Source organism: Arthrobacter globiformis, assembly GCF_030818015.1.
GTDB lineage: Bacteria > Actinomycetota > Actinomycetes > Actinomycetales > Micrococcaceae > Arthrobacter > Arthrobacter globiformis_C.
In genome coordinates this window covers 4,067,413-4,092,173 of sequence record NZ_JAUSZX010000001.1, presented here as the reverse complement: position 1 = coordinate 4,092,173, position 24,761 = coordinate 4,067,413, and the positions used below count along the sequence as shown (strand labels likewise).

The following is a 24,761-nucleotide window of genomic DNA, read 5'->3' as shown; positions in this document are numbered from 1 at the left end:
CGGCCCGCGGGGGAAACAGCTTACCGGAACGGTTTAAAATTCGGCACCCGCAAAGTTAACCGAATTCGGGGGCATCATATTGGCAGGGCGACGTACAACCTTAGGCGCGTTGGGAACCACAGATGAAGGGTCCGCTGACCGCAAAAAACTGTTAATCATCACCCCATACTCGCCGAGCCGAGTAAATGGTCACGCCGCTGACGATCTTGGGCGCCAGCTGGTGGCATCGATGGCGCAGAGTCATGAGGTCCACGTTTACGCACCTGGACAGGAACCTTCGGAAATTCCAGCAGGAGCAGGTGCTGGAATAATCTTTCACGGTGCGAGTGCACCACGCCCATCCTCTTGGCGGCATTTCGGTCTGTACCCAGCCGCTTTAAGAAAAGACTGGTCACGGCTGAACACGAAGGAAGTTTGGCAATTGATCAGCGAGTTACGTCCCGACAGAGTACATGTGGAGTACATCCAGCCTGTCGAATCTGTGCTGGGGTCTACTGGGGTACCTTGGACCGTCACACTGCACGATGTAACTACCCGCGTTTTTCGCCAACGCGCCGATCGTTCTCGTGGCCTGGAGCGCCCTTATCGGTGGCTCGAGTTTCTCCGTGTGTCGGCGCTGGAAAAGAAGGTCGTGAAGAAAGCGAAACGCGTGTTTACTCTTTCTGCGAGAGACGCGGCGTGGGTAGCTCGGTTCGTGCCGCGAAATGCAGTTTCCCACTTGAAGGTTGGGATTGATCGTGCTCCAAAGTTGTGGTCAGCGCGTGATTGCGAATCCACAACATTCGTATTCGCTGGTGCCATGTGGAGGGATGCCAATATTGCCGCTGCTTCCTATCTCGTCCATGAAGTGATGCCAATAGTTTGGGAGTCATTGCCCTCTGCGGTGCTGAGGATCGTTGGCTCCCGCCCGTCTGCTGCCGTTGTTGCTCTCGGAGATGATCATCGGGTTCAGATCGTCGGGGAGGTACCCAGCATCGAGGACGAGTACATCAAAGCAGCTGCGGTGCTTTCGCCATCGCTTGTAGACGCTGGAGTTCTATTGAAGGCGCTCAGAGCCTTGGCGTGCGGTTCCCCTCTGATAGTCAACGATGCCGCGGCCGTTCCGCTGGAAGTCACGGACGGTGTTGAGTGCTTCGTCCGAAACTCGCCGCGGGAGATTGCGAGCCAGATGATTTCGATTTCGGAGGATTCGCGAACCGCTGAAAAAGTAGCAGCAGCAGGCCCGGGATTTATTCACAATAACTTTTCGTGGAAGCGTTTTGAGGAAGATATGGCGACAGGGATTGATGAATAGCATGCCAACAGTATCGGCGATCATAGTTGCCTACGACTCCGAAGAGTTGATCGTTCGCTGTGTCAGAGCGGCTCTCGACGCTGGCGTTTCAAATGTCTACGTCTGGGACAACTCCCCAAAATTAGGGTCCGTTGAGACCTTGAATGATTTTGAGGATCAGCGGTTGGTCGTCCTTTCTGACGGCAAAAACCATGGTTTCGGGGGTGGGATAAACAGAGTCCTTGAACGTGGCGTTACCGGCGACCTTGTTCTGCTCGTCAACCCTGACTGCTTTGTAACGACGGATGTCGTCCAAGAACTGTCCGGTCTCTTTGATGACCAAAGGACAGGTATCGCTGCACCCAGGATGATGTACGAAAATGGCGCGCCAGGAATTGCTGGTGGACCTTTTCCTTCCTTGGCTAAGGAATTTTTTGCCAAACTTCGAGTGGATGAGATCCTTCCTGCTGCAGTAAAACGACAATTGCTCGCCTTGTTTTCTTCGAAGAGAAACGGTTTTTCTTTGGCGGATTCGATGAAGCCTGGTGCCCCGGCTAGTGCCGATTGGGTTTCCGGGTTCTGCATGATGATACGGAAGTCCGTATTGGCTGAACTTGACGGATTCGATGAGGATTACTTTTTGTACTTCGAGGACGTAGACATCTGTCGGCGGGCGTCTTTGGCGGGATACGACGTTAAATTGGCGCGCAACTTTGCTGCCCTTCATTTGGAGAGCACCAGTACCACGGCAGTGGGTAAATCGTCACATTACTATAAGGGACTGTCTGTTTATTTGGCCAAACATGGAACCTTCACCCAAACGCGGATGGCGCGCCTGCTCGGATTGACCAAATGAAGATTCTTGTTGTGGTTCCTTGGGCCCCAAGTGCCATTAGGCCTAGGAGCTTGGGCCTCATTAGACACTTGGCCCGCCATCACAGTGTGTCCGTAGTCGGTGCTGCTTGGAGTGAAGCGGACGTGGCTGACCTCAAGGCTATCGGAGTAGAGCACGTTTCATCCGTAAGGCTGACGAAGGTCGGTGCCGCTTGGCGCTGTTTCTTGGCCCTGTTTTCGCGCGGTTCTCTGCAACAAGCCTACGTCGATGCGCCTTCGCTTAGGCGCGCGATACGGCTAGAAGCAGAAAGGTTCAAGCCCGATCTTGCCTACTTCAATGTGATCAGAAGTGCTCAGTTCGTAAACGAGGTTGGCGATGTGCCTTCTGTGTTGGATCTCGACGAGTTCCGAAGTGCGTACTACGGACTTCTAGCCCAAAACAGCCGCAATGTTCTCTGGCGACTCATCGCCCGAGCCGAGGGAATCCGCATGCAGGGCGCTGAACGCCGCGCCCTACGTAGCTTCTCTCGAATAATCGTTTCGTCTCCCACGGACTTGCGAGCAGACCAACCCCATGTGCGCCTTGTGCGGAGCCCCCATGCCCTGCACGCGGATCACGCACCAAGGATCGACAAACTCGAGCCTGGCTCGATTGTCTTTGTCGGACGACAGAGCTACCGGGCAAACGCTGAGGCTGTGTTGTGGTTCGTTAACGAAGTCCTGCCCCGAGTCTTGTTGAGAGTTCCGTTTGCACACTTGACCATTGTGGGAGATGCGCCGCCGGCTCGGGTCCTGAAGCTTGCTGGCCCAAAGATTTCTGTCACCGGGCGGGTAGATGACCTGACGGCGTTCTACACGTCGGCAGCTGTCTCTGTAATTCCTGTCAGGATGGCCACAGGGGTTCAGATGAAGCTCATCGAATCGATGGCCCTCGGAGCTCCCGTCGTGGCAACGCCAATCGTTGCCAGGGGCGCCGGTGTAGACGAGAACCACTGCCATATTGCTGACACCGTTGACGAGTGGGTCGACCGTGTAGTCGACCTGCTACTCAAAGCGGAATCTCGCGACAGGCTCAGGTCCGGTGCTTTGGGCTGGGTAAGCGAGGCGTACTCGGCGGATGTAATTGCTGACAGCCTGGATGCGGTGTTGTCAGGAGTTTGGGACGACCGTGGTCAGGAGCTTCTGAGTTGATGATGCTGGTCCTGCCTCTAGGCCCTGTGAGGGGCAGATGTCGCTAGGGAGAACGGCCGCCCAGGGAGCGATGGTGACCCTCTCTCTCCAAACAGCGCGCTTCATTGTTCAGTTGTCCGGACTCGTTATTCTCGGACGACTGATTGCTCCTTCAGAGTTCGGACTGGTTGCCATGGTTACCGCGATCATCGGGATTGGCGATATTCTCCGCGAACTTGGCCTGGTGCCCGCGGCCATTCAGGCTAGGGTTCTAACACAGCACCAGAGAACGAATCTTTTTTGGCTATGCTCTGGCCTAGGCGTCTTGGTTGCGCTGCTGGTCTGCGCAGCTTCGCCTCTGATCGCGAACATATATCGGGATGATCGTCTGATTGAAATTGCCCTGATTCTTTCATTGACCTTTGTTTTCAATGGAGTGCAGGCGCAATTTCAGGCAGGACTAGCTCGTGAAATGCGTTTCGCCGCCTTGTCTGTTACTGATTTGTGTGCGCAAAGTGTCGGTTTAGTTGTCGCCGTGACCGCGGCAATTCAAAGTTTCGGATACTGGTCGCTCGTAGCGCAACTGGTTTCACAGTCCTTTGCTTTGCTGGTACTGAGGATTCTAGCTTCCAGATGGATGCCAGGATTGCCGAACAGAAAGGGGGGTATGGGAAGGCAATTGGCTTTCGGAAAAAATCTCACCCTGACGCAATCATTGGTTTATGCTAGCAGTAACGTCGATTCTCTCATTGTCGGCTCCGGTTTCGGAGCTTCCCAGTTGGGCTTCTATAACCGAGGATTTCAAATCCTGATGATGCCACTGAATCAGATACTAACGCCTTTGACGACGGTCGCGCTGCCTGTTCTGTCGCGGGTATCGGATCAGAGGCGGCGATTCAATAAGTACCTTCAGAGTGCCCAAATAGTAATGGCCTATCCGGTTGTATTGTTATTTAGCGGTATGGCCGCCGCTGCCCAGCCGCTCATCCGTTTGATTTTCGGTGAGCAATGGTCTCCGAGCGCTGTGATATTCCAGATTCTTTCTGTCGGCGGCATCTTCCAAGCTATAGGTTATGTGGGCTACTGGATTTTTCTCGCGCGAGGCCTGACGAATAGTCACTTTAGGTTCTCTTTACTTTCTCGGAGCGTACTCATTTTGTCGATCTTGGCGGGTAGTGCTTTCGGGCCTTTGGGTGTCGCTGCTGGGTATACTATTGGCGTAATCATTAATTGGCCTCTTGGTTTGATGTGGCTTGGGCGAGCAGCAGGCGTCCGTGTTAGGCTGCTGTTTCTTGGTGGGCTCCGGGCTGTACTTTTGGGAGTTTTCTGCGCAGGTGCGGCCAGTGCTATCAATTTGGTTGTAGCGCCTACAAGTGAATTCGCTTCTATCCTCATAATTTTTATTAGTGGTCTTATTGTTGCTGGTTTGACCGTGATCATAATCCCCGTTTATAGACGTGATATGAAGACGATCCAGAGCACCATAAAACTTGTCGCGAGACCTAAAGATACAACATCGGTTTTGAAAGCCCCGGAGAGTGCAAAATGAGTACTTTGAAGTTGTTTTGGTGGGCCCCCGCGAGGGACCCACGATTGGCATGGCCGGAAGTGAAGGCGAACCCAGACGTGTGGCTCAGGCTAGCGGCCCGCACTGGAAGATTTGCTACCAACTTCGGCGATGAGTTGTCTAGCCATGTGGTGGAAGCCGTCACTGGGAGAAAGGTGAAATGGGCCAGTCCCCAGCACGCTGATCTAGTAGCGGTTGGCTCGGTGCTTGGCTTATACGCGTCACAGGGCTCTGGTGCTGCCGTGTGGGGAAGTGGAATCCGTGAGCCCGAAGACGCACACGAGTCCAAGGATTTAGTCAGCAAACTGGGCCCGATTCTGGCTGTGCGAGGAGTAAAAACTAGAACGCAGCTTGGCCTGTCGGATTCCGTGACACTCGGCGACCCTGGTGTGTTAGCTCCTATGTTTCGAACCCCACCGCAGACTGGGCAACGAAGCGTACTGGCCATCCCACATTTCAGAGCCTGGTCCAGTCCGTCGGGTCGTGAAACGTTAAAGCTGCTGTTGAACTCAGGCATAAAAATTGCGGAGCCCACTCTGCACCCTAAAACAATGATCGACCGTATCTGCGGTGCGAGCCTCGTGCTCACGTCAAGTCTTCACGGGCTAATTTTGGGTCACTCCCTTGGGGTTCCCACGCAACTCGTGTCGTGGAATAACGATGGCCCCCAAGAACCCGACTTCAAGTATGCCGACTACGGATCCAGCCTGAACCATTCGATTTCGACCGTTTCCATAACTGAAGCTCTAGATCCGCAAAAGCTAAGAGTTCTCCACGAGAACAGCGAGAAGGACGTAAACAAGCTGGCAACGTCGACGGCATTACTCGCCGAAGGCCTTGTGAAGGCAATCGCATCGCTATGAGTCTCTTTTGGGAAGAAATGTCCATGTTATACGGGGTGGAAACGGTGATCTGTGGCGATGACTGAAGTCTTCGTCGTCATCGTACTTGCGGTTGGTTTGGGCTTCGCGGTCCGTGCCTTCGGCTTTGCAAAATGTGCACTGATGCTGATGCTGGTGTGCACCGCTCTTGTGCCCCGAAACTTGACAAGCACATCTCTTTCTAAGCACGTCGGCATTGCGCCGTCCAACCCTGAGCTGACCACCTACGCCGTTGTGCTGGCCGGATTCCTGCTATTCGCAGTATTCAGGCCCCAGCATGGTTACCGGCTGTGGTTGTGGATTCCGCTGCTGCTATGGCTTACCTTGGGCACGATCTTGATCTGGTCCGGAGGCCCGACAGTGGAGGCGGGTGTCCTGCAGCTTATCCTCGCGCCGGCAGGGTGGGTCCTTGGCGTCAATATTTCCGGGCAAGTGAGTAGCGACGGCGGCCGTTTTTTGGTCAGAACCGTATTTCTGATTATTTTCGTTCAGCTTTTAGTCTGCGGACTTCAAGTGCTCGGTCTAAACGTGAATGCCATGGATGCCAGTCAAGAGGCCATTCTGGGTCTGCGATACAACGGGACACTTGGCCATCCAAACGACCTAGGCAAGATCATTTTCTTGCTGGTGGCGCTGATCCTTCCTTTCGGACGAAAGCTGGAGCGCTTTGATCTTGCAATATGGCGCATGGCTATTGCTGCCGCCCTAGTTGTGCTGGGATTGACCGGGGGACGAGCCGTCTCTGCCGCGACGGTCTGCATGCTTCTCCTCTGGTCCGTACTTTCTCCGTCGCGAGAGGGCACGAAAGGCAGGAAAGCCCTTACAGTCGGTATTGCCCTGACTGCTGCAGTGTTCTTGGCCGGAGTGCTTCTGGGCAGGTTTGATGAGGATCCCGAGGGTGGTGCCCGCACTACGTTGACAGATATAGCTTGGGCCCAAATAATGTCTTCCCCATGGGCCGGCGTGGGTCCGAACCTGTATGTTGACGTTGTGGGCAGTTATAACCCCTTGACGGCTTCCGGCGTTCCTGTTCATAACGCATTTCTGCTTGCGTTGGCGGAAATAGGCGTTGTCGGCGCTCTGGCCTTATTGCTGCCAATCGTGGCCTGCCTAATTCGCGTATTGCCGCGCACCCGGTTACGTTCCTTTTCGGGTGAAGCGTCGCGTGTCTACGTCTGCGCGTTACCCGGGCTGTATTTGATCGGTACGACGGGGTGGGGTGTCCTAGGCGGCTACGTATTACCTTTGCTCGCCATGGTGTTTGCTGTTGTGTACTCATGGTCCGCCCAGCCGGAGGTCGAAGAGTTGAGCCAGTTGGAATTCGCACAGCGCTAATCGAAATAAAACGACCGTACCTAAGCGAGTTCGTAGCAGCCACATCACCGTTGTGACAGCGATGTCCTCTATGGGTAGTTTTACATTTTCGTCCGTCCGCGGCCTCAAGAGCAGTGCCCAGCAGGAGTGATTCTCTCTGCGGATGGCATCGCAATTGGTTGCACGTGAAGCAATCTTCGGCGACACGCACCGCAAATCCAAGCCGCAGGGTTACGCGCGTGAGGCACTGATTAATCTGTCCAGTAGCCAGCGGTTACAATTGATTTGACCGCACGAACGATGCTGCCTCCAGGCTCGGCATGTCGGCAGGTCTCAGCCATCGACTCAGGGGGATCCGGTTTGGACTTACGCGACTACCTGCACATAGCGCGCCGCAACTGGAAATTGCTCGTTGCCGCCACAATGATGGGCCTTATGGGCGGTGGGGCGGCGTCAGTGCTGGTTCAGCCGACCTATACGGCCGAAACCCAACTCTTCGTTGCGATCCAAAGCTCCGGCTCTGTTCAGGAGTTGCAGCAGGGAAACACGTTCAGCCAGGCCCGAGTCCAGTCGTACGTGAAGACTGTTACGACGCCAGTAGTGCTTCAGCCGGCAATCGACCGGCTGGGACTCGAGGAGTCCGCCGAAGACCTGTCCAAACATGTCAAGGCAACCACGGACCTCAACACGGTGTTGATCAATATTTCTGTATCGGATACATCCCCGGTGCAGTCGGCAGCCATAGCGCAAGCCGTCGCGGACAGCCTTATTAAGGCTATTGACTCTCTCGAGAAGCCGAAGGCAGGGGGCACGTCTCCTGTTAGCCTCTCGATAATTACGCCTGCTGTTGCGCCCACCGATCCCTCTGCCCCCAATACAAGGCTAAATCTTGCACTGGGCCTCGTTGCTGGGATGGCATTGGGTGTGGGCGCTGCAGCTGTACGCACAACGTTTGACTACCGTATTCGCGGGGAATCGGATTTGAGGCGAGTGACGGATGTTGCATTGTTGGGGGGAATCGCTTTCGATCAAGAAGCTGTGAGGAAGCCACTCTTGACGCAAGCCGCGGCTCAGAGCCCGAGGGCGGAATCATTTCGTCAGCTGAGAACCAACCTAAAGTTTGCAAATGTGTCAGGCGAGGCGAAAACAGTACTCATCACGTCTTCGCTGCCAGGCGAGGGCAAGAGCACAACAGCCACGAATCTAGCCATTGCTCTCGCGCAGGCTGGTCAGTCCGTTTGCCTAGTAGATGCTGACCTGCGCCGGCCAATGGTCCATGAGTACCTGGGCTTGGACCGTACCTTGGGCCTGACGACCGCCTTGGTGGGTTCGGCCGATGTCAACGACTTGCTTCAACAGTGGGGCGAGGACAACCTCTTTGTGCTCCCATCGGGCCAGATTCCGCCAAACCCCAGCGAGCTGCTCGGGTCGGATGAGATGCGGTCGCTGATCGAACGACTAGAGCATGCTTTTGATACCGTGATTGTCGATGCGCCGCCGCTTCTTCCCGTTACGGATGCGGCAGTCCTTTCGCAACATGTGGGGGGAGTGGTGCTCGTTATTGGTTCACAGAAGATCAAACATCAGGACCTGCAGAAATCTCTCAATGCCCTATCTTTGGTGGGGGCGAAGATCCTCGGAGTAGTGCTTAACAGGTTGCCCGGCCGCGGTCCTGACTCTTACGCGTACAGTTACCACAGCCATACTGAAGACAACCCTCCCCGTCAGTTGAGGGGATCAAAGTTAGCCAGCAAGGGTGGCCGTGAGAGTGTCTCAGTTGGCGACTATGAGGGTGCCGTCCGGGCGAGTGCTGGCCGGGATGCCACGGCGTTTCCTAGAACTCGCCTTACTGCAGAATCTATTGATCGGTCTCACTAGAAGTCCGCCTGAATAGGTTGCCGTGCACTCCGCGCAGGAACCAGGGTTGAGTCGTTTCCCTACACTTTGGAATCGGCTCTCGTGGTCGTGTTCAAGTTGGCGTCCGGCCCTCGGTGGTTGCTCGTCAACAGACTGGCGTGGGCCTGTCCGACCAGTGCGATCGGCGTGGTCATCAGCTACAGCCGGGTAGATTGACATAACGGCACTGTCTGACCGTGGCTGCCCGGAGTTAGCGCCACTATCGCGTATCCACATCCTCAAACACGAGGAACGTCTGGGTGTCCAACACCCCTGGCATGGACTGCAGCTGGTCGAAGATCACCCGTCGCAGGTGGACGTTGTCCACGGCCCGCACCAGCAGGATGACATCAAAGTCCCCTCCCACGAGTGCGATGTGATGCACCTCCGGGATTGTGCGGAGCTGCTCCCGCAACTCACGCCACGAGTGCTGCTTCACCTTGAGGGTGACGTACGCCGATGACTTGAGGCCGGCCTTGATGGGGTCAACCAGTGCCGTGAACTTTGTCAGCACACCCTGGCCCGTCAGCCGCGCTATTCGCGTGTAAGCGTGAGCCCGGGAAATGTGGACGTTCCCGGCCACCTGCGTCACGGAGATCCGGCCGTCCTTTGTCAGCTCAGCAATGATGTTGCGATCCACGTCGTCCAGCGGCACCGCCGTCTGCTCCTCATCCGCCTCCGCCATTTGTCTACAACTCCTGCCAGTTACGCAGCTCTCATTTACGATTTGTCTTTCAGAATAAGGGAGTTGGGCGTACTTATCCACGATTCGTGATGGCGCTGGATACGAAACATCGCACGGGACCATACTGAAAGCGAATAGTGGCTACAGAAGGACGGACCAATGACGATCTCCGCAGACCACACTGCGCCCGGCACTGCGGGACAGGGCCAGCCGGCATCGGAGCAGGCCGAGGACAGTTACCTGCCGGGCGCTGCCGCCGAGGCAGTGCGCAAATTCGGCATCACCGCCGAGGATTACATGCTGCCCGCCCGCCATCAAATCCAGATGGTGGACCAAGACGGCACCCTGAAGCATCACTCCGAGCAGGGCACCGAACCCGGCCACGAGTACCCGCTGCCCGGCGATGACGAACTTCTGGCCGCCTATGAGCAGCTCGTTGTCGGCCGCCGAGTCAACGACCAGAACTCGGCCCTCGTCCGCCAGGGCCGCATGGCGGTCTACCCCTCAAGCCACGGGCAGGAGGCCTGCCAGGTGGCGGCCGCCCTGTGCCTCGCCGAGGGCGACTGGATGTTCCCCACCTACCGCGACGCGGTCGCCGTCATGGCCCGCGGCGTGGACCCGGTGCAGGCGATGACGATCTTCCGCGGAGACTGGCACGGCGGCTACGACCCGCTGAAACACAAGGTCGGCATTCAGTGCACGCCGCTCACCACGCAGCTGCTTCACGCCGTGGGCGTCGCCCATGCAGCCAAGTTGCGCGGTGAGGACACCGTGGTGCTGGCCATGTGCGGCGACGGGGCAACCAGCGAGGGCGACTTCCACGAAGCCCTAAACTTCGCGGCCGTTTTCCACCTCCCGGTGGTCTTCTTCGTGCAGAACAACCAGTACGCCATCTCCGTGCCGCTGGCCCACCAGTCCGTCGCTCCTTCGCTCGCGCACAAGGCCGTGGGTTACGGCATGGCCGGCGAACGGGTCGACGGCAACGACGTCGTTGCGCTCCTCGCTGTTCTAGACCGTGCGGTTAAGCTCGCCCGCGAGGGTTCCGGCCCGCTCCTGGTGGAGGCGCACACCTACCGCATGCAGGCCCACACCAACGCCGACGACGCCACCCGCTACCGGCAGGACAGTGAGGTGGCCCAGTGGCTGGCCCGGGATCCGCTGAGCCGGATGCGTACCTACCTCACTGGCAAAGGACTGCTGGACGACGACGGCCAAGCCCGGATCGCGGAAAAGGCGGAGGCGGTTGCCACGCAGCTCCGCAACGGCCTTGGCGAGGATGTTCCCGTCGATCCCCAGGACCTGTTCAAGTACGTCTTCTCCACGCCGACACCGCAACTCAAGGAACAGTCGGCCCTGCTCGCCGACGAACTCGCCCGAGACGCCGCCGGCACTTCATCTACCACGGAGGCCCCGGAATGAGCCCCACCATCACCACATCATCTGAGGCTAATGGCAACGTCAGCTCCGCCACCGCCCGGGCAGCCGCATCCGCCGCAGCCACCGCGGAAGCGGCAGGACCGCAACCGGTCACCATGGCCAAGGCATTGAACACCGCGATGGCCGATGCCATGCACGCTGATCAGTCCGTCCTGGTCTTCGGCGAGGACGTCGGCAGACTGGGCGGCGTCTTCCGCATCACCGATGGCCTCATGGCCACCTTCGGAGAGCAACGCTGCTTCGACACGCCCCTGGCGGAATCGGGAATCGTCGGGATGGCCGTGGGCATGGCCATTAACGGCATGCGGCCCGTCATCGAGATGCAGTTCGACGCCTTCGCCTATCCGGCCTTCGAGCAGATCGTCAGCCACGTGGCAAAGATGCACAACCGAACCAAGGGCAAGGTGAAGCTGCCCATGGTCATCCGTGTTCCCTACGCCGGCGGCATCGGGGGAGTGGAGCACCACTGCGACTCGTCGGAGTCCTATTACGCCCACACCGCCGGACTGAAGGTCTATACGCCGGCGACCGTGGCCGATGCATACCGTATGCTCCGGGAGGCCATCGACTCGGATGACCCCGTGATGTTCATGGAGCCCAAAAAGCTGTATTGGTCCAAGGACTTGGTGGACCTGGACGCACTACGTGCGGAGTATGAGGCAAATGCCGAAAGCGGACGGTTCACTGAGGGGAGCGCCGCCGTCGCCCGCTCCGGCACGGACGCGACACTGATCGCGTACGGGCCGTCCGTCCCCACCGCACTGGCGGCCGCCGCCGCGGCCGCCGAGGAAGGCCGCTCGCTGGAGGTCATCGACATCCGAACGATCGTTCCGTTCGACGACGAAACCGTCGCCGCGTCCGTCCGGAAGACCGGCCGTGCCGTGGTGATCGCCGAGGCGCACGGGTTCGCGTCGGTGTCGTCGGAGATCGTGGCGCGGGTCCAGGAACGCTGCTTCCACCATCTGGCGGCACCGATCCGCCGCGTCACCGGATTCGACGTGCCGTACCCGGCACCGAAACTCGAGCACTACTACCTGCCCGGCGTGGACCGCATCCTCGACGCCGTTGACGACCTCCAGTGGGAAGACTGACAGATGAGCGAAACCAAAGTATTCCCCCTCCCTGACTTGGGCGAAGGCCTCACCGAAGCCGAACTCGTGAACTGGCTCGTGGCCGTGGGCGACGAAATCCGCGTCGACCAGCCCATCGCCGAAGTGGAGACGGCGAAGTCCGTGGTGGAAGTCCCCTCCCCGTACGCAGGTACCGTCGCCGAGCTGCACGGCGAACCCGGCCAGACCTTGGACGTAGGAAAACCACTAATCTCGGTGGTTGAGCCTGGCGAAGACAACGCACCGCCGGTTGAGCCTGTCAAAACCGAACCTGTCGAAGAAAAAGCCCCGGTTGTTGAGCTAGTCGAAACCGAGCCCGTCGGAACGGGGCCTGCCAAAACCAGTTCCGCAGAAGCCGTAGCGGCCGAAATCTACCGGACCGAAGAAAGAGCAGGCTCCGGCAACGTCCTCATCGGCTACGGAACTCCTGGCGGCAACGCAACGGTCCGGCGGACCCGGCCCCGGCGCCCTAGGTCGCTGGTTGAGCCTGCCGACACCCCAAAGGCTGAAGCCAAACTGACTACCTCAGCCGACGATCTCCTTCTCCAGCGGACTCGTGTCCCGGGCAAACTCGGTGCTGTCATCTCACCGCTCGTGCGACGGATGGCGAAAGAGCACGGCGTGGATCTTGGACACGTGCATGGTTCGGGAGACAGCGGTCTGATTATGCGCCGCGACGTTGAAGCGGCTATCACTAAGCCGGCGGAGGTTGAGCCTGTCGTAAACGAGCCCCGCCCGCTGGTTGAGCCTGTCGAAATCGGGCCTGCTGACAGCCGGGTCTCGGCAGGCTCGCCTACGGGCACGATCGATTCCCGCACCGGCCTCAACATCACCAGCCGGACCCCTGTCCGCGGCGTGCGCAAAGCCGTCGCGGCCAACATGGCCCGCAGCCGCGCCGAGATCCCCGAGGCAACGGTCTGGGTGGACGTCGATGCCACTGCGCTGGTGGAGCTCCGCGCCGGATTGAAGAAGACCGACACACACAACACGCCCGGGCTGCTCGCATTCATTGCCCGCTTTGTCACGGCAGGCCTTAAGAAATACCCGGCGTTGAATACGCGGTTTGTCAGCGCCGAGGACACTTCAGGTGGGGAGTCCCAGGAGATCCTGTCATTCGGCGGGGTCAACCTCGGGTTCGCTGCACAGACCGACCGCGGCCTAGTGGTTCCCTCGATCCGCAACGCGGACAAGCTCACCGCCCGAGAACTAGACGCAGAGGTCAAGCGGCTGACCGCCGTCGCACGGGACGGGAAGGCGACGCCAGCTGAACTCGGCAGCGGCACCTTCACGGTGAACAACTATGGCGTGTTCGGAGTGGACGGTTCCGCGGCGATCATCAACTACCCAGAGGTGGCAATTCTGGGCGTGGGCCGGATCGTCGACAAACCTTGGGTAGTCGGCGGTGAACTCGCCGTCCGCAAAGTCACGGAGCTGACCCTGACCTTTGACCACCGTGTCTGTGATGGCGGAACAGCTGCCGGTTTCCTTCGCTACGTGGCGGATGCAATCGAATCCCCAACTTCATTGCTGGCCGACTTGTAGGCCGGAAATCGCCCGTACCCCCTTCGCGGAGCTTCGCCGTCGCTGATCTCTTGCGACGGCGAAGGTCGACGCGTCCTACAGGGTGGTGTCCGAATGATCACTGCAACGCACAGAGGCCACCAGACGGCCGCCGTCGTCGCTGTACGACGTGACGTGGTTGGTGATCGCGTTGCAAGTCTCGCAGTAGTTCCTGTGCTGTTTAGTCCCCATGTGCAGATCATACCCACCAAGGCATTTCGAATGAGTAAATTTAGGCTCGGTGGCCTGTGGCCGTAACCGTGGGCGGCAAAGCAATTGCCCGATGTTCCTCAGCCAGATGGATAGAATCGAGGCCTGAAGACCGCAGATGCTCCCCAGATGTACGGAGAAGAAATGTCACGATGGCTCGACGTCGGCACGGACAACTATGTGCTGGTAACTGACGGTTCCAAGCTCAACACCGGCCTGATTGTTGGTACTGAACGTGCAATGGTGATCGATACCGGCTGCGGGCCGCGGCAGGGCCAGGAAATCCTGCATGCCGTCCGCGAGAAGACGCCTCTTCCCCTTGTTGTTGTCAACACCCACGCGCACTACGACCACTTCTTCGGCAACGCCGTGTTCGCTGAGGCCGGCGTCGAGGAATTCTGGGCGCATGAAAACTGTGCCGAGGAGATCGGCGACAACGGTGACGCCCAGCGCAGCGAGGTCACGGACCTCGAACCCGAGATGGCCGCTGGCGAGGGCGAGAACGTGGAGCTGGTCGTTCCCAACGCGATTGTCCGCGACCAGCCGGTGCTCGTTGACCTTGGCGGGCAGACCGTTACCCTCTTCTACCTGGGCCGCGGTCACACCGACGGTGATCTCCTGGTGGGAACCACCACCACCCTGTTCGCCGGCGACCTCGTAGAGCAGGGATCGCACCCCTCGTTCGAGGACTCCTACCCGGAAGAGTGGGCGGACGCCCTGCGGCACCTCTCCGCCCTCCGTCACCGCTACGAATTTCTGGTCCCTGGGCACGGAGAGCCCTGCAGCGACCGCTTCGTCAAAACCATGGCTGACACCATGACAACGGCCGTCCGGCAGGCCCGGCAGTCCATCAGGGACACTCCCGCAGACGCCACCAAGGCGATTCCCGTGCTGCCTTACGGGCCGGAGCAGTCGCGCTGGTTCATCAAGCGGCTGCAGGAGACCCGGCCACAGCACTGAGCCGAGTACTGCCTGCCGTCCGAGTACTCGACCACCGGAAAGTCAGGTAACGACTACGCTGGGGGCTGCGGGCAAACCTCCCTAGGTTCAGGTCATGAAGACCGGAATCAGCGCAGCCATCCGCCGCTTCATCGAGCAGAACATCGTTGCCGATGACCCGTTGCCCGAGCGGTCGTGGCTGGACCAACAGGACATGCCCCGTTCGCAGGAGTCCGCCAGGGTCGTGGCCGGCCTTCCCGTGAAGCCGCTGCCGCCCCTTCCTAGCCATGAAGCAGGTCATGGCCGGCATCCGCAACGCCTCCGGCGAAGGGTTCGTGGCCACAATGCCAGCACACGCCGCGGTGACGGCGGCTAACCTCATCCGATTGGAAGCGCGTGCGTCTTGATCAAACCTTGAGGTTTCCTTGCGCTTCCCTTGAGTTTCCGTCCGTAGCGTCTCCGCCATGGGATCTCGTGGGGGAGGCCGTTACGGTCGGGACTCGCGGCGCGAACTTCGCCGCGGCCAGCTTCGCGTGCTGTCCTACGTCGGGCTCGCGGTTTTGGCAGTGTCGACTGTGGTGGTGGTGATGCTGGCCCTCCGGTGATAGGGGCAAAGGGCCACCGCGCAATAGTTGAATAGTGGCTGCAGTAATGGGCGTGTCCGATTGGACAGCGCCCTTAACTGGTAAGTACGCTGGCGAACGACCCAAAAATGGGGGTCCATTCCCAGCCCCTTTGTCGTACCCAGACGATGCTTACTCTGGTGGCGCCAAAGGAGTTGCCGCTTACGGAGGTCTCAACCGTGGCTGTCACTGATTTTGTTCTCGCGCTATCCGGCCTATTGGGCAGCCTGCTGGTCCCGTTCGCAGGGCTCTACTGGGTGCTCCGCCTCAAGCGAAGGGCCGTTGCGCCTGTCGCCGTTCCCGCCCCTAACGCTGCTCTGGGGCGCGTGAAATAGCATGCCGTACGTAGACATCAATCCGCACCGCAGCCGGCCCAAATGGTGGGGCTACGTGGGGCTGAGTATCCTGCTGGTGATCACTGCCGCTGTGGTCGTGGCGGCACTCACCCTCGGATGAATACGGCTCGCTCTGGTCCTTGAGTGACCGGCTACCCAGGGTGCTGATCACTAGGTCGTCCGCGGGCACCTAGAATGGATGCTTGAACCAAGCCAATCGACCACCGCAGCGGGACGCCGCTGCGAGTCCCGGGGGACTACATCATGCCTGAACCAGCGGATAACCGATTAGCCGAGGCCGATACTGACGCGGAGCAGCCCGAGCTGCGCCGCCGCTTCCGTCGTCGCAATGCCGACGGCTCCGACGCCTGGACAGGAACCTTTCCCGCCGTGACACCTGAGCCCACCGCACCGCCCCGTCCCATCCGGAGCTCGTCTTGGGCGGAAGCAGCCGCGGCCGCCGACGCTCTATCCGACTCGCCGCCCGCCGCCGCAGCTGCTCCGCCGACGCCGGACCGCCAGCCGGCGGGAGCACCGCCGTCGCGCGTTCCGGAAAGCCTCCCGGAACCGGAGGTGCCGGCAGCGGGCGCCACCGCTATGCCGACGTCGTTCGTCCGCGAGCAGAAGCCGCGGCCCAAGAAGGGCTTCCGCGGCTTCCTGTACCGGGCCACTGGCGGCGCCTGGAACCTCGGTCCAAGCGCGCTGGAACGCGAGGAGGACGAGCTGGCGCGCCGGATCGCGCGCCAGCTGCAGGGCAGCTTCAACACAGCCGTGCTCAGCCTGAAGGGCGGCATTGGCAAGACATCCACCACTGTGGGTGTCGGGCTTACCCTGGCTGAGTTCCGTGGCGACCCGCCCTGTGCCATCGATGCAAATCCCGACTCCGGTGACCTCGTGGAGCGTGCCCTCGGCGAGGGCATCTACCAGCAGGCCACACCGCGGACCATCACGGACCTGCTGAGAAACATCGACTCCGTCGACTCGCTGACTGAGCTGTCCCGCTACATGCACCACTCCGGGCGGCTGCACCTCATCGCCGGCGAGCAGGACCCCGAGGTGTCCGACTCGCTCACAGCGGAGGAGTACCTGCGGATCCGCAAGCTCATCTCCAGCTACTACTCCGTGGCGCTGACCGACTGCGGCACCGGCGTGACGCACAATGCGATGAGTGGAATTCTGCAGTCCGCAGACAACCTGATCATCGCCGCCGGCTACGCAGTGAGCGGCGCCAAACGCGCCCGCAGTACGCTGCAGTGGCTGGCCGGCCACGGCTACGAGGACCTGGCACGCAACGCAATCGTGGTGATCACGGACAAGGACGAGGTCTCCAACCGCGTGGACAAAGACGCCATCGAGGAACACCTGGCCGGCATGTGCCGTGAGCTCATTGCCGTGCCGCACGACCGGGGAGTGGCCGACGGGGACCTGGTAACTCTGGACCACCTGAAGCCCGAGACACGGCGTGCGTACAAGGAGATTGCTGCGGCGATCGTGGACGGGTACCGGTAGCCGGCTTCGCGGCACGAGACCTTCCAGCGACAGTCTGGGGTGCACAAAAGCGGCACTTAACCGGTCTTATCGAGCCCACCGGATGGGTATTAAGGCTCGTTCAAATCGACAGGCGGGGGAACTTCCTCGAGTGACATGCCCAGAATGTAGTGGGTCTCAATGCCCCCTTGCAGTGGTTCACCCGCGTAGCAATCCTGCGGAAATTGAACATCGCCGAGCATGAAACGTGCATCCTGGAGGCTCATGACGACCTCTTGGGCCATCGTCCTCATCGCAGCGAGAATCGGGCTCAATAGAATGTCCTCCGTCTGCGCTGACTGTGGCCACGGCGCCGATCCGTCATCAAACCCTACGGCGAAACCCATGGAGCCTTGCTGGGTCAGTCGACGAACCCTCTCGTTCAGTTTGCCGATATGCGCCCCGCCGTCCCTATTCGCCAAGACGGTCATGAGGTCCTTTCTCGTGAACTCCTCTCGGGCCATGTCCTTGATGACGGGGGCGCCCCACCAGTCGTCAAAAGTCGTCTTGTGTCCGTTCTGCCTGATGTAGCCCTCCGGCACGCTGCGGTAGCCGCCAAGCGGAACCCCGTCGGAACTCTGCCCCAACTCCAACCATGCCAACACGTTCGAGGAAACAAGATTTGCGGGGTTTATTGCGCCAGCTGACCACCATCCCATCTTGCTCTTCACGCCCATCTGGTGCAGCAAGCTGTAGCTACCACCGCCGCGTTGACCCGGAACCTTGGGGACATCGTGGAGTAACACGCGGATGGTTACTGCTAGACGTTTCGCTTCGATATGGACGCCGTTGTCATAGCTCTGACAGCTGGCGTCTAGGAAGGCGAGTTGTTCTTCCAGGTCAAGGACCAAGTTTCGATGCTGAGACATGCCCTTAGCATCTCGCACTTTCCCATAGTCGATCTTCTTGGGCACTCTCATGGCCCCTTTATACTTGCGGCATGACTTCTGGGGGAATTTCCAAGCGCACTGCGCTTATTTGCACTTCGGCTGCGTTCTTTATCGCCGCCCTGCTGTTCGCGCTATGGGGCCACGACGTTTGGCAGAAGATATCCATACTTTGGATGGCGTTCGGCTTCATCTCTGGTGCAGGGTCCTGGTTCGCCGGTCTTCCCGAAGTTGAAGACCCCGACGCTGAAGAGTGGACTAAGTCCATCAAGTAGAATCTGTGCAGGTCTCTATCTGGGGGAAGCACACATGAAGCAGTCCGCGCCGGACATCCGGCATGCAGTCGCGCCGTCGCCACGGGTGAAGTCAAAGTTCCGGGCGGACATCCAGGGGCTGCGTGCCCTCGCCGTTCTGGCGGTGATCGTGGATCACATGCTGCACTGGCCGTCCGGCGGGTTCATTGGCGTGGATGTGTTCTTTGTGATCTCCGGATTCATGATCACGAACCTGATGCTGCGCGAGCGGGCGAACACCGGGCGTATCTCGATCACGGACTTCTATAAGCGGCGGGTCAAGCGGTTGCTGCCCGCATCGGTCCTGACTATCGCCGTGACAGCCCTCGTGGGCTGGGTGGTGTTCGCCAAGGCACGCGCCACTGAGACGTTGTGGGATGCTGCCGCGGCACTGTTCTTCTCATCGAACTGGCGGTTCGCCGCGGCCGGCACTGATTACTTCCAGCAGGACATTCCGCCGTCACCGCTCCAGCATTTCTGGTCCCTCGGCGTTGAGGAGCAGTTCTATTTCGTCTGGCCGTTCCTGCTGATCGCGGTCTTCCTGATGGCGGGCAAGGGCGCGTCCACGCGGCGGCGGGCAGTGTTTGCCGCCGCGACAATGGGCGCGATCATCGTCGCTTCGCTCGCGTGGTCCATGCTGGAAAGCTCGGCGCAGCCGACGTGGGCCTACTTCTCCACTCTGTCCCGTGCCTGGGAGCTTGGCGTGGGGGCCCTGCTGGCCGTCTGCGCGGGTGCGTTCTACAAGCTGCCGGGCTGGCTTCGCCCGGTTCTTGCGTGGGCGGGTCTGGCTGGCATCGTCTACTCGATGTTCATCATTACTCCGGCCTCGGCGTTCCCTGCGCCGTGGGCGCTGCTCCCGGTCCTCTCGACGGCTGTCGTGATCGGCGCGAACATCGGCGGGAACCAGAAGTTCCTCGGGATCCTGACAAACCCGGTGTCGGTCTACATCGGAAACGTGTCGTTCTCGCTGTACCTCTGGCACTTCCCGGCCATCATCTTCCTTGAAGCACTCTTGGAACCGGGCCAGCCAGCAACATATATCGCGATCATCGCCGCGATCATCCTCGTGTCGGTTGGCTCCTACCATGGGATTGAGAACCAGCTCCGGAATAGGCCATGGTCCTTTGGCGGCAAGCGGAGCTCTCGCGCTCCGGCGTCCGCGCAACTCCAAAATATCGGCCTCGGCGTCCTCACTGTTGCCACCGTCGCGGTGGTCGCTTTTGCTTTCGTGAAGAACGCTCCCGTTGACCTGCCCGCCAGTGCCACGGTCAAGCCTGTCGCGTCCGGGACGGCAGCGCCGCTGGCTAAGACTTCCTTGCAGTCGAGCCTGGACAGTGCCCTCGCCGCATCAGCGTGGCCGAAGCTGACGCCCTCCATTGATGAGGTAGGTACGAACTCGAAGGCGACAGAGCTGGGCGTGCCCGGCTGCCTGAACGCGGAAGACCTTTCGGTGCCCGCGCAGTGCGCGTTCAACGAGGGAGCGGCCAAGTACGCTGTGGTCGTTGGCGATTCCATCGGCATCAGCTGGATGCCTGGCGTGCGGGCAGCGCTCGAACCTGCCGGCTACAGCGTGCACGGCATTGGCCTCTCGAACTGCCCGTTCGCCAACGTCGAGATCAAGATCGAGAACGATCCGGAGACGTCCAGCCGGTGCAACGATGGCCACTCGCAGATCTATGAGCAGATCAAGGCGACCAGCCCTGACCTGGTTATCGTCAGTGACGCCGTGGCCGGGATCGTGAACCTCGCGAGCGGCGCGAAGGACGCGGCGGCCCAAGACGAATGGGTCGCCGGACTGTCAGACGCCATCTCCCAAGTCAAGGCAAAGGGGACCCGCGTCGTGGTCCTCTCGCCGAACCCCACCGGCAAGGCCGTGAGCGAGTGCTACAACAACTTCGCGAAGCCTGCTGACTGCGAAAGCAGCATTTCGCAGGCGTGGAAGCAGAAGAGCACAGCCGACACCGCTGCCGCCAAGAAGGCCGGAGCCACGTACGTGGACACCAGCCAGTGGTTCTGTTCCGGCGACAGGTGCCCCATCTTTGCAGGCGGGGCACCCATACGCTGGGACGGCATGCACCTGACAGAGGCCTACTCTAAGAAGATGGCCCCGGAGCTGAAGGCTGTTCTGCTGCCAGCCGGCTCTTGAGCGCTTCGTTCTCCTGCTGGAGGGTGGACACTTGCGCGTAAAGCTCGCCGATCAGGGCAAGTACTGCTGCGGGGTTCATGACTACTCCTAGGCGGGTGCGAGGGTTGTGACGGTTCCGGAGGAACCCTTGTACTTCAGGGCGCCGGCCTCCACATAGAGGGCGCCTGCACCGGTGGGGGTGGCGGGGACTGTGGTGACGTTTTGCAGCAGGTTGCCGCCCGCCGCGAGCACGGTCAGCTTGCCGTTGTACAGTGTGAGGTTGTCCGCACTGGTCAGGCGCATGATTTCCTGGTAGCTCGTTGCGGCTGCGTTCTGCGCCTGGAAGGCCTTGTTGTTCTTGAGCGCCACATCGCCGGAGCTAAACACCTGAAGCGAGTCACCAAGCACACTCACCGCGTCCTGCGCGTTGAGCTTGATTAGTTCCGTCTCGTTGGTCGTGCCGAACTTGATTCCGTAGAGGGGCGTGTTGTTGGGAAGGACAGCCTTGGATCCGAAGTAGACGGACTTGTTGGACCGGATGTCGATGCCACCCTCATAGAGCCGCAGCGTGGCTGCGGAGCTCATGCGGAGAGCGTGTACGAGGACGCCGGCATTGTCATTCCATGAGATGGACTGTGCGTTGCCGAGACGGATGGCCGTGGTGGTGATAGTCGAGCCGCCGAGGCTGATCCCGACATCGTGAGTTCCGATGGAACGGATGAAGCTGTCGGACTTCATGTCGTTCTGGATGACGTTGGAGAAGTCCTTGCCGGTCGGGTTTGCCGCCTTGTCCGCCCGGTTGTTCCCGAAGTACAGGGCATCCGTGCCAATGGCCGTGCCTTGGTTCACGATGGACAGGCCCACCACATCATCGAACGGGACGTTGTTGCGGTCCACGATGGGAGCAACCACGGCCTGCATGGCGTAGAGGACTCCCTTGTTCGCTGCGGTTACGTCGCTGCGGTCACGCGCCTGGAACTGTGCAGCGCCCACGCCGCGGAACGTTGCGTTATCACCTTTGCCCGAGACGAGGTTGAACTCGTTGAAGATCAGGGCAGGGGAGCCGGCCAGTGCAGGCGCGTCGGCGATGTTCCGGGCAATGGTCTGCACCGAGCCACGGTCGGCATAGTTGCCGCCCTCGTCGTAGTAACGGGGCATCTGCGCGAACGCCGCGATAACGTCCCAGTTGGTGCCGCTGTAGCTGGTCCCGGAAGTGAAGGACGAGTTGGCTTTGACCAGTGCGCCGCCAGGGCTGACCACGACATCGCCGGTCGTGTACGCCGTGTTTGGCTTCCAGCGAGGCGTGGACGCCGCGGGCGCGTAGGTACTTGCAGCTTCGGTCTTGTCGAGCTTTGAAGTCTCGACTCCCTTGCTGGCATAAGTGGCATTTTGTTCCCATCCAACTTTGAATGTAACCAGACACGGCCGCCCCAGCTCAACACAAGCGCGTCGTCAGGACGCATCCTGACAGACTTAATGCTCGTCGTCCCGCTTGCCCCAAGCTGTCCCACTCGAGGTCCCAAAGACCGGAGGAGCGCCGTTACCTTTTTGTGATAATGCCCCTTTTCGTGGGTAGACTGGACCGTTCGTCGCCGTCTCACCGAGGGAGAAAGAACAATTTCACGCGCCCGGCTGGATTCACTGACAGGACTTCGGTTCATAGCCGCCATGCTCGTGGTCCTGTACCACGCGGCAGTGACGCTGGTGCCTGAAGTGTACCCCCTCGTGTCCATGGGGCAGACTGGCGTGACGTTCTTCTTTATGCTTTCCGGGTTCGTGCTGGCCTGGTCCATGAAGCCAGACACGCCGAAGCGGCAGTTCTACTGGCGCCGGTTTGCCCGGATCTGGCCGCTGCACGCACTCTCGGCGAGTGCCGCCGTCGTCCTTGCCCTGGCCACCCAGGGAGACCAGTCCCTTCCCAGGCTCCTGGCCTCGCTGCTCCTCGTGCAGGCCTGGCTCGGCGACCAGCACTGGGTCTACGCCTACAACGGCGTGTCCTGGTCGCTCTCCTGCGAAGCGTTCTTCTATTCCGTGTTCCCGTTCCTGGCGGTACGGCTGTCACGCCTCGAACCGGGAAAGCTCTTCCGCGTCAGCGCCGCGGTCTTCGCCGCCGCCGTCTCCCTCGTTTCCGTCCTGCTCGCCTTCGCCCCCGGCTTCGACTGGGGAGCTCTGTTCTACACGTTCCCCGCGTTCCGGATCGCAGAGTTCATTGTGGGTGTGTGCCTCGCGATCGCCATGAGGAAAGGCTGGAAGCCCAGGTTCGGTGTGGGCGTCGGCGCGGCTGCGGCCATCGGTTCCTTCCTCATTCTCGAAGTCGTAGACGGCATCGCGCCATGGCATACCGCCGGGCCGCTGGCGGGAGCGCTCTGCATTCCTGGCTTCGCCCTGCTGATATCGGCCTATGCCGACCGTGACCGCTGCGGAGGCCGCCCCACCTTCGCCAGTGCGCCTGCCATGGTGAAACTGGGCGAATGGTCCTTCGCCCTGTACCTGGTCCACGAGCTCGTGCTGCGGACGGCACTGGAACTCGGCCCGGAGACTCTTGCCGAACGCGTCACTGCCGCCGTCGTCGGAATTGCCATATCGATTCCGCTCGCCGGCGCCGCCTACACCTTCTTCGAGCGTCCCGTTGAGGCCCGGCTAAGGAACCGGGGATCGGGTGGTGGCCCCGTGGCGGACACGCGCGAGCCCGAATCGACGCCCACCTCCACCGAGCCGCAGGTGGAACGAACGCCTACTGGGGCATCTGCACGAGGGTGACCGTCCCTTCTATGGCCCCGCTTGGGATGTACTCTTTGTCCGGAAGGTTCAAAAAGGCGATCGAGCTTCCCACGAATCCGACGGGCGCGGTGCCGACGACGGTGATCGAGGCCAGGCCAATGACGTGGAGGATGCCGCCGACTGGCGCCTTGCCGTCGTGTCCCCCAATCGAGAAGCCCAGTAGGCCCGCGTGGTTCAGGTGGATCCGCCCTGCGTCGATGGCCGTCAAAGGTTTCCGGGCCACGACTTTCTGCGTGGACAGACTGACCACAACCATGGAGTCGAAGCCGTTGATGTAGGCACAAGTCCCCGCCGCGTTGACTGTCACACCGTAGGAGAATTCGCCCACATGGATAACGGACTGTACCTGCCGGGCGCGGGGATCGATGACCGCCAGCTGCCCGTCCGACAGATTGACCATGTCCGGGGGCATTGGGACGGCTAGGGCACGAGACTAGCGCGGGCTCACGAGGGCGTAGTCGTTGACGATGGACGTCAGCACGGGTCCCGGCAATATGCGACTCCACGATCAGGTCCACTGCTGAGTGGGCCAACTTGCAGGCGGGCTTCTAACCGAGGTTAGGTGACGTCAATGATTAGCGGCATGTGGTCGCTATGCGGGAGCCATCGATCAGGTTCACCTACTGCCACCTTCGCGTCCATGGCCGAAGAGAGGAACGCGTAGTCGATATGGTGGCCGAATTTCAGGTTGCGGGTATGGAAGTACGTCTTGGTCATCTCGCTGCCGTGGTCGGCGCTCTCCTGGCGGTGGAAGACGCTCTCAAGTCCGAGGCCGGCCAGCTTGTCGACGAGCATTGAATGGTTCCTGCCTGGGTGTTCGCGGTCCCAAATGGTGTTGCTGTTGAAGTCGCCGGCGATCAGGGCCCGTCCTGAACCCAGAAAACCGGCATGCCGGTCCACGATTTCGTGCGTGATGCGGACGTAGCGAAGTTCGCCTGTCAACTGGTGTGCCCACAGGCCAATGATGTTCAGGCCGTCTACGCTGAAGGGAATATGCCACGGCAGAGCGGGGTCGCTTGGTTCCATGACTTTATTGCTGGCGTGGCGCAGTCCTATGACGCCCAGGCCCTTGCTTGGGTTGGCGCCGACCCAGGCTGCGAAGGGGTAGCCCCCGCTTTCGATGTCCTTTTTGGAGACTTCCTGGATTATTGCGACGTCCGGCACCAGGGCTTCGAGCAGGTGGCGCTTCTTATAGAAAGCCATTGAGCAGTTCCAGGAAATGATCCGCATTAGCACCCTTAGTTTGTGGTTTGGCCTCCGGAATCCTATCCCTTCCGGCTCGATGCCTCGTGCGCCTACCGGCTACACGCCAGGC

General features: G+C 60.2%; 23 protein-coding genes. 17 read left to right on the top strand and 6 right to left on the bottom strand.

Translation table 11 applies throughout. The features are described from left to right. Nucleotides 1-220: 220 nt before the first annotated feature. From QFZ23_RS19090 to QFZ23_RS19060, 7 genes are all read left to right on the top strand, one after another. On the top strand, nucleotides 221-1,294 hold the full coding sequence (locus QFZ23_RS19090; protein WP_306926937.1) for a glycosyltransferase family 4 protein: 1,074 nt from the start codon (nucleotides 221-223) through the stop codon (nucleotides 1,292-1,294). A 1-nt stretch (nucleotide 1,295) separates the two neighbouring features. Further along, on the top strand, nucleotides 1,296-2,129 hold the full coding sequence (locus tag QFZ23_RS19085; protein ID WP_306925334.1) for a glycosyltransferase family 2 protein: 834 nt from the start codon (nucleotides 1,296-1,298) through the stop codon (nucleotides 2,127-2,129). Between the two features lie 122 nt (nucleotides 2,130-2,251). Next, entirely contained in the window at nucleotides 2,252-3,298 is a 1,047-nt protein-coding gene (locus tag QFZ23_RS19080; protein WP_306925331.1) for a glycosyltransferase, read from the top strand. Nucleotides 3,299-3,335: 37 nt separating this feature from the next. Then, nucleotides 3,336-4,826 carry a lipopolysaccharide biosynthesis protein gene (locus tag QFZ23_RS19075; protein ID WP_306925330.1) on the top strand — a complete coding sequence of 497 codons (1,491 nt, stop codon included), beginning with the start codon at nucleotides 3,336-3,338 and terminating at the stop codon, nucleotides 4,824-4,826. Continuing rightward, nucleotides 4,823-5,707: a polysaccharide pyruvyl transferase family protein gene (locus tag QFZ23_RS19070; RefSeq protein WP_306925328.1), complete on the top strand. Its 885-nt coding sequence runs from the start codon at nucleotides 4,823-4,825 to the stop codon at nucleotides 5,705-5,707. The genes QFZ23_RS19075 and QFZ23_RS19070 overlap by 4 nt, the downstream gene beginning before the upstream one ends. Before the next feature lie 57 nt (nucleotides 5,708-5,764). Next, complete coding sequence (locus QFZ23_RS19065) at nucleotides 5,765-7,060, top strand: O-antigen ligase family protein (RefSeq protein ID WP_306925326.1); 1,296 nt, start codon at nucleotides 5,765-5,767, stop codon at nucleotides 7,058-7,060. Between the two features lie 339 nt (nucleotides 7,061-7,399). After that, on the top strand, nucleotides 7,400-8,917 hold the full coding sequence (locus tag QFZ23_RS19060; RefSeq protein ID WP_306925324.1) for a polysaccharide biosynthesis tyrosine autokinase: 1,518 nt from the start codon (nucleotides 7,400-7,402) through the stop codon (nucleotides 8,915-8,917). Between the two features lie 238 nt (nucleotides 8,918-9,155). Here QFZ23_RS19060 and QFZ23_RS19055 read toward each other — a convergent pair whose 3' ends face one another. Continuing rightward, nucleotides 9,156-9,620, bottom strand: a complete 465-nt coding sequence (locus QFZ23_RS19055; RefSeq protein WP_306925323.1) for an Lrp/AsnC family transcriptional regulator — start codon at nucleotides 9,618-9,620, stop codon at nucleotides 9,156-9,158. A 159-nt stretch (nucleotides 9,621-9,779) separates the two neighbouring features. Between QFZ23_RS19055 and pdhA the strand changes: the two genes are divergently transcribed. From pdhA to QFZ23_RS19040, 3 genes are read left to right on the top strand one after another with little or no spacing between them, the layout of a single operon-like run. Beyond that, nucleotides 9,780-11,039, top strand: coding sequence for a pyruvate dehydrogenase (acetyl-transferring) E1 component subunit alpha (gene pdhA / locus QFZ23_RS19050; protein ID WP_306925322.1), 1,260 nt, complete (start codon nucleotides 9,780-9,782; stop codon nucleotides 11,037-11,039). Beyond that, the gene (locus QFZ23_RS19045; protein ID WP_306925320.1) at nucleotides 11,036-12,148 is read left to right on the top strand and encodes an alpha-ketoacid dehydrogenase subunit beta; all 1,113 of its coding nucleotides are present in this window, start codon (nucleotides 11,036-11,038) and stop codon (nucleotides 12,146-12,148) included. Before pdhA ends, QFZ23_RS19045 begins: the two co-directional genes overlap by 4 nt. Before the next feature lie 3 nt (nucleotides 12,149-12,151). Continuing rightward, on the top strand, nucleotides 12,152-13,708 hold the full coding sequence (locus tag QFZ23_RS19040) for a dihydrolipoamide acetyltransferase family protein (RefSeq protein WP_306925318.1): 1,557 nt from the start codon (nucleotides 12,152-12,154) through the stop codon (nucleotides 13,706-13,708). A gap of 75 nt (nucleotides 13,709-13,783) precedes the next feature. Here QFZ23_RS19040 and QFZ23_RS19035 read toward each other — a convergent pair whose 3' ends face one another. Beyond that, nucleotides 13,784-13,918, bottom strand: a complete 135-nt coding sequence (locus tag QFZ23_RS19035) for a hypothetical protein (protein ID WP_306925316.1) — start codon at nucleotides 13,916-13,918, stop codon at nucleotides 13,784-13,786. Nucleotides 13,919-14,080: 162 nt separating this feature from the next. Here QFZ23_RS19035 and QFZ23_RS19030 point away from each other — a divergent pair, with 162 nt between their 5' ends. The 4 genes from QFZ23_RS19030 (at nucleotide 14,081) to QFZ23_RS19015 (ending at nucleotide 17,342) form a co-directional block, all read left to right on the top strand. Further along, nucleotides 14,081-14,896 (top strand): MBL fold metallo-hydrolase, encoded by an 816-nt coding sequence (locus QFZ23_RS19030; RefSeq protein WP_306925313.1) that lies wholly within the window; start codon nucleotides 14,081-14,083, stop codon nucleotides 14,894-14,896. A gap of 94 nt (nucleotides 14,897-14,990) precedes the next feature. Further along, nucleotides 14,991-15,251 (top strand): hypothetical protein, encoded by a 261-nt coding sequence (locus QFZ23_RS19025; RefSeq protein WP_306925311.1) that lies wholly within the window; start codon nucleotides 14,991-14,993, stop codon nucleotides 15,249-15,251. Nucleotides 15,252-15,339: 88 nt separating this feature from the next. After that, nucleotides 15,340-15,480: a hypothetical protein gene (locus QFZ23_RS19020; RefSeq protein WP_306925310.1), complete on the top strand. Its 141-nt coding sequence runs from the start codon at nucleotides 15,340-15,342 to the stop codon at nucleotides 15,478-15,480. A gap of 617 nt (nucleotides 15,481-16,097) precedes the next feature. Then, nucleotides 16,098-17,342, top strand: a complete 1,245-nt coding sequence (locus tag QFZ23_RS19015; RefSeq protein ID WP_306925308.1) for a MinD/ParA family ATP-binding protein — start codon at nucleotides 16,098-16,100, stop codon at nucleotides 17,340-17,342. An 89-nt stretch (nucleotides 17,343-17,431) separates the two neighbouring features. Here the strand turns inward: QFZ23_RS19015 and QFZ23_RS19010 are convergent, their stop codons facing one another. Beyond that, entirely contained in the window at nucleotides 17,432-18,274 is an 843-nt protein-coding gene (locus QFZ23_RS19010; protein WP_306925306.1) for a hypothetical protein, read from the bottom strand. A 26-nt stretch (nucleotides 18,275-18,300) separates the two neighbouring features. On the opposite strand from QFZ23_RS19010, the gene QFZ23_RS19005 reads away from it, so the two are divergent. Further along, nucleotides 18,301-18,522: a hypothetical protein gene (locus tag QFZ23_RS19005; protein ID WP_306925304.1), complete on the top strand. Its 222-nt coding sequence runs from the start codon at nucleotides 18,301-18,303 to the stop codon at nucleotides 18,520-18,522. Between the two features lie 34 nt (nucleotides 18,523-18,556). Beyond that, complete coding sequence (locus QFZ23_RS19000) at nucleotides 18,557-20,686, top strand: acyltransferase family protein (RefSeq protein WP_306925302.1); 2,130 nt, start codon at nucleotides 18,557-18,559, stop codon at nucleotides 20,684-20,686. An 87-nt stretch (nucleotides 20,687-20,773) separates the two neighbouring features. Here QFZ23_RS19000 and QFZ23_RS18995 read toward each other — a convergent pair whose 3' ends face one another. Beyond that, nucleotides 20,774-21,925, bottom strand: a complete 1,152-nt coding sequence (locus QFZ23_RS18995; protein WP_306925300.1) for a hypothetical protein — start codon at nucleotides 21,923-21,925, stop codon at nucleotides 20,774-20,776. Between the two features lie 357 nt (nucleotides 21,926-22,282). On the opposite strand from QFZ23_RS18995, the gene QFZ23_RS18990 reads away from it, so the two are divergent. Further along, nucleotides 22,283-23,425, top strand: coding sequence for an acyltransferase family protein (locus QFZ23_RS18990; protein WP_306926936.1), 1,143 nt, complete (start codon nucleotides 22,283-22,285; stop codon nucleotides 23,423-23,425). Here the strand turns inward: QFZ23_RS18990 and QFZ23_RS18985 are convergent. Both QFZ23_RS18985 and QFZ23_RS18980 read right to left on the bottom strand, forming a co-directional pair. Further along, the gene (locus QFZ23_RS18985; protein WP_306925298.1) at nucleotides 23,400-23,846 is read right to left on the bottom strand and encodes a hypothetical protein; all 447 of its coding nucleotides are present in this window, start codon (nucleotides 23,844-23,846) and stop codon (nucleotides 23,400-23,402) included. The genes QFZ23_RS18990 and QFZ23_RS18985 overlap by 26 nt on opposite strands. A 158-nt stretch (nucleotides 23,847-24,004) precedes the next feature. Then, the gene (locus QFZ23_RS18980) at nucleotides 24,005-24,649 is read right to left on the bottom strand and encodes an endonuclease/exonuclease/phosphatase family protein (protein WP_306925297.1); all 645 of its coding nucleotides are present in this window, start codon (nucleotides 24,647-24,649) and stop codon (nucleotides 24,005-24,007) included. Between the last annotated feature and the right edge of the window lie 112 nt (nucleotides 24,650-24,761).

Excerpts from the sequence above, each read along its gene's own strand:
- QFZ23_RS19085 (WP_306925334.1), top strand. The coding sequence starts at position 1,296 with ATGCCAACAGTATCGGCGATCATAGTTGCCTACGACTCCGAAGAGTTG.
- QFZ23_RS19075 (WP_306925330.1), top strand. The coding sequence starts at position 3,336 with ATGTCGCTAGGGAGAACGGCCGCCCAGGGAGCGATGGTGACCCTCTCT.
- QFZ23_RS19070 (WP_306925328.1), top strand. The coding sequence starts at position 4,823 with ATGAGTACTTTGAAGTTGTTTTGGTGGGCCCCCGCGAGGGACCCACGA.
- QFZ23_RS19065 (WP_306925326.1), top strand. The coding sequence starts at position 5,765 with ATGACTGAAGTCTTCGTCGTCATCGTACTTGCGGTTGGTTTGGGCTTC.
- QFZ23_RS19055 (WP_306925323.1), bottom strand. The coding sequence starts at position 9,620 with ATGGCGGAGGCGGATGAGGAGCAGACGGCGGTGCCGCTGGACGACGTG.
- pdhA (WP_306925322.1), top strand. The coding sequence starts at position 9,780 with ATGACGATCTCCGCAGACCACACTGCGCCCGGCACTGCGGGACAGGGC.
- QFZ23_RS19045 (WP_306925320.1), top strand. The coding sequence starts at position 11,036 with ATGAGCCCCACCATCACCACATCATCTGAGGCTAATGGCAACGTCAGC.
- QFZ23_RS19040 (WP_306925318.1), top strand. The coding sequence starts at position 12,152 with ATGAGCGAAACCAAAGTATTCCCCCTCCCTGACTTGGGCGAAGGCCTC.
- QFZ23_RS19035 (WP_306925316.1), bottom strand. The coding sequence starts at position 13,918 with ATGGGGACTAAACAGCACAGGAACTACTGCGAGACTTGCAACGCGATC.
- QFZ23_RS19030 (WP_306925313.1), top strand. The coding sequence starts at position 14,081 with ATGTCACGATGGCTCGACGTCGGCACGGACAACTATGTGCTGGTAACT.
- QFZ23_RS19025 (WP_306925311.1), top strand. The coding sequence starts at position 14,991 with ATGAAGACCGGAATCAGCGCAGCCATCCGCCGCTTCATCGAGCAGAAC.
- QFZ23_RS19020 (WP_306925310.1), top strand. The coding sequence starts at position 15,340 with ATGGGATCTCGTGGGGGAGGCCGTTACGGTCGGGACTCGCGGCGCGAA.
- QFZ23_RS19015 (WP_306925308.1), top strand. The coding sequence starts at position 16,098 with ATGCCTGAACCAGCGGATAACCGATTAGCCGAGGCCGATACTGACGCG.
- QFZ23_RS19005 (WP_306925304.1), top strand. The coding sequence starts at position 18,301 with ATGACTTCTGGGGGAATTTCCAAGCGCACTGCGCTTATTTGCACTTCG.
- QFZ23_RS19000 (WP_306925302.1), top strand. The coding sequence starts at position 18,557 with ATGAAGCAGTCCGCGCCGGACATCCGGCATGCAGTCGCGCCGTCGCCA.
- QFZ23_RS18985 (WP_306925298.1), bottom strand. The coding sequence starts at position 23,846 with ATGGTCAATCTGTCGGACGGGCAGCTGGCGGTCATCGATCCCCGCGCC.
- QFZ23_RS18980 (WP_306925297.1), bottom strand. The coding sequence starts at position 24,649 with ATGGCTTTCTATAAGAAGCGCCACCTGCTCGAAGCCCTGGTGCCGGAC.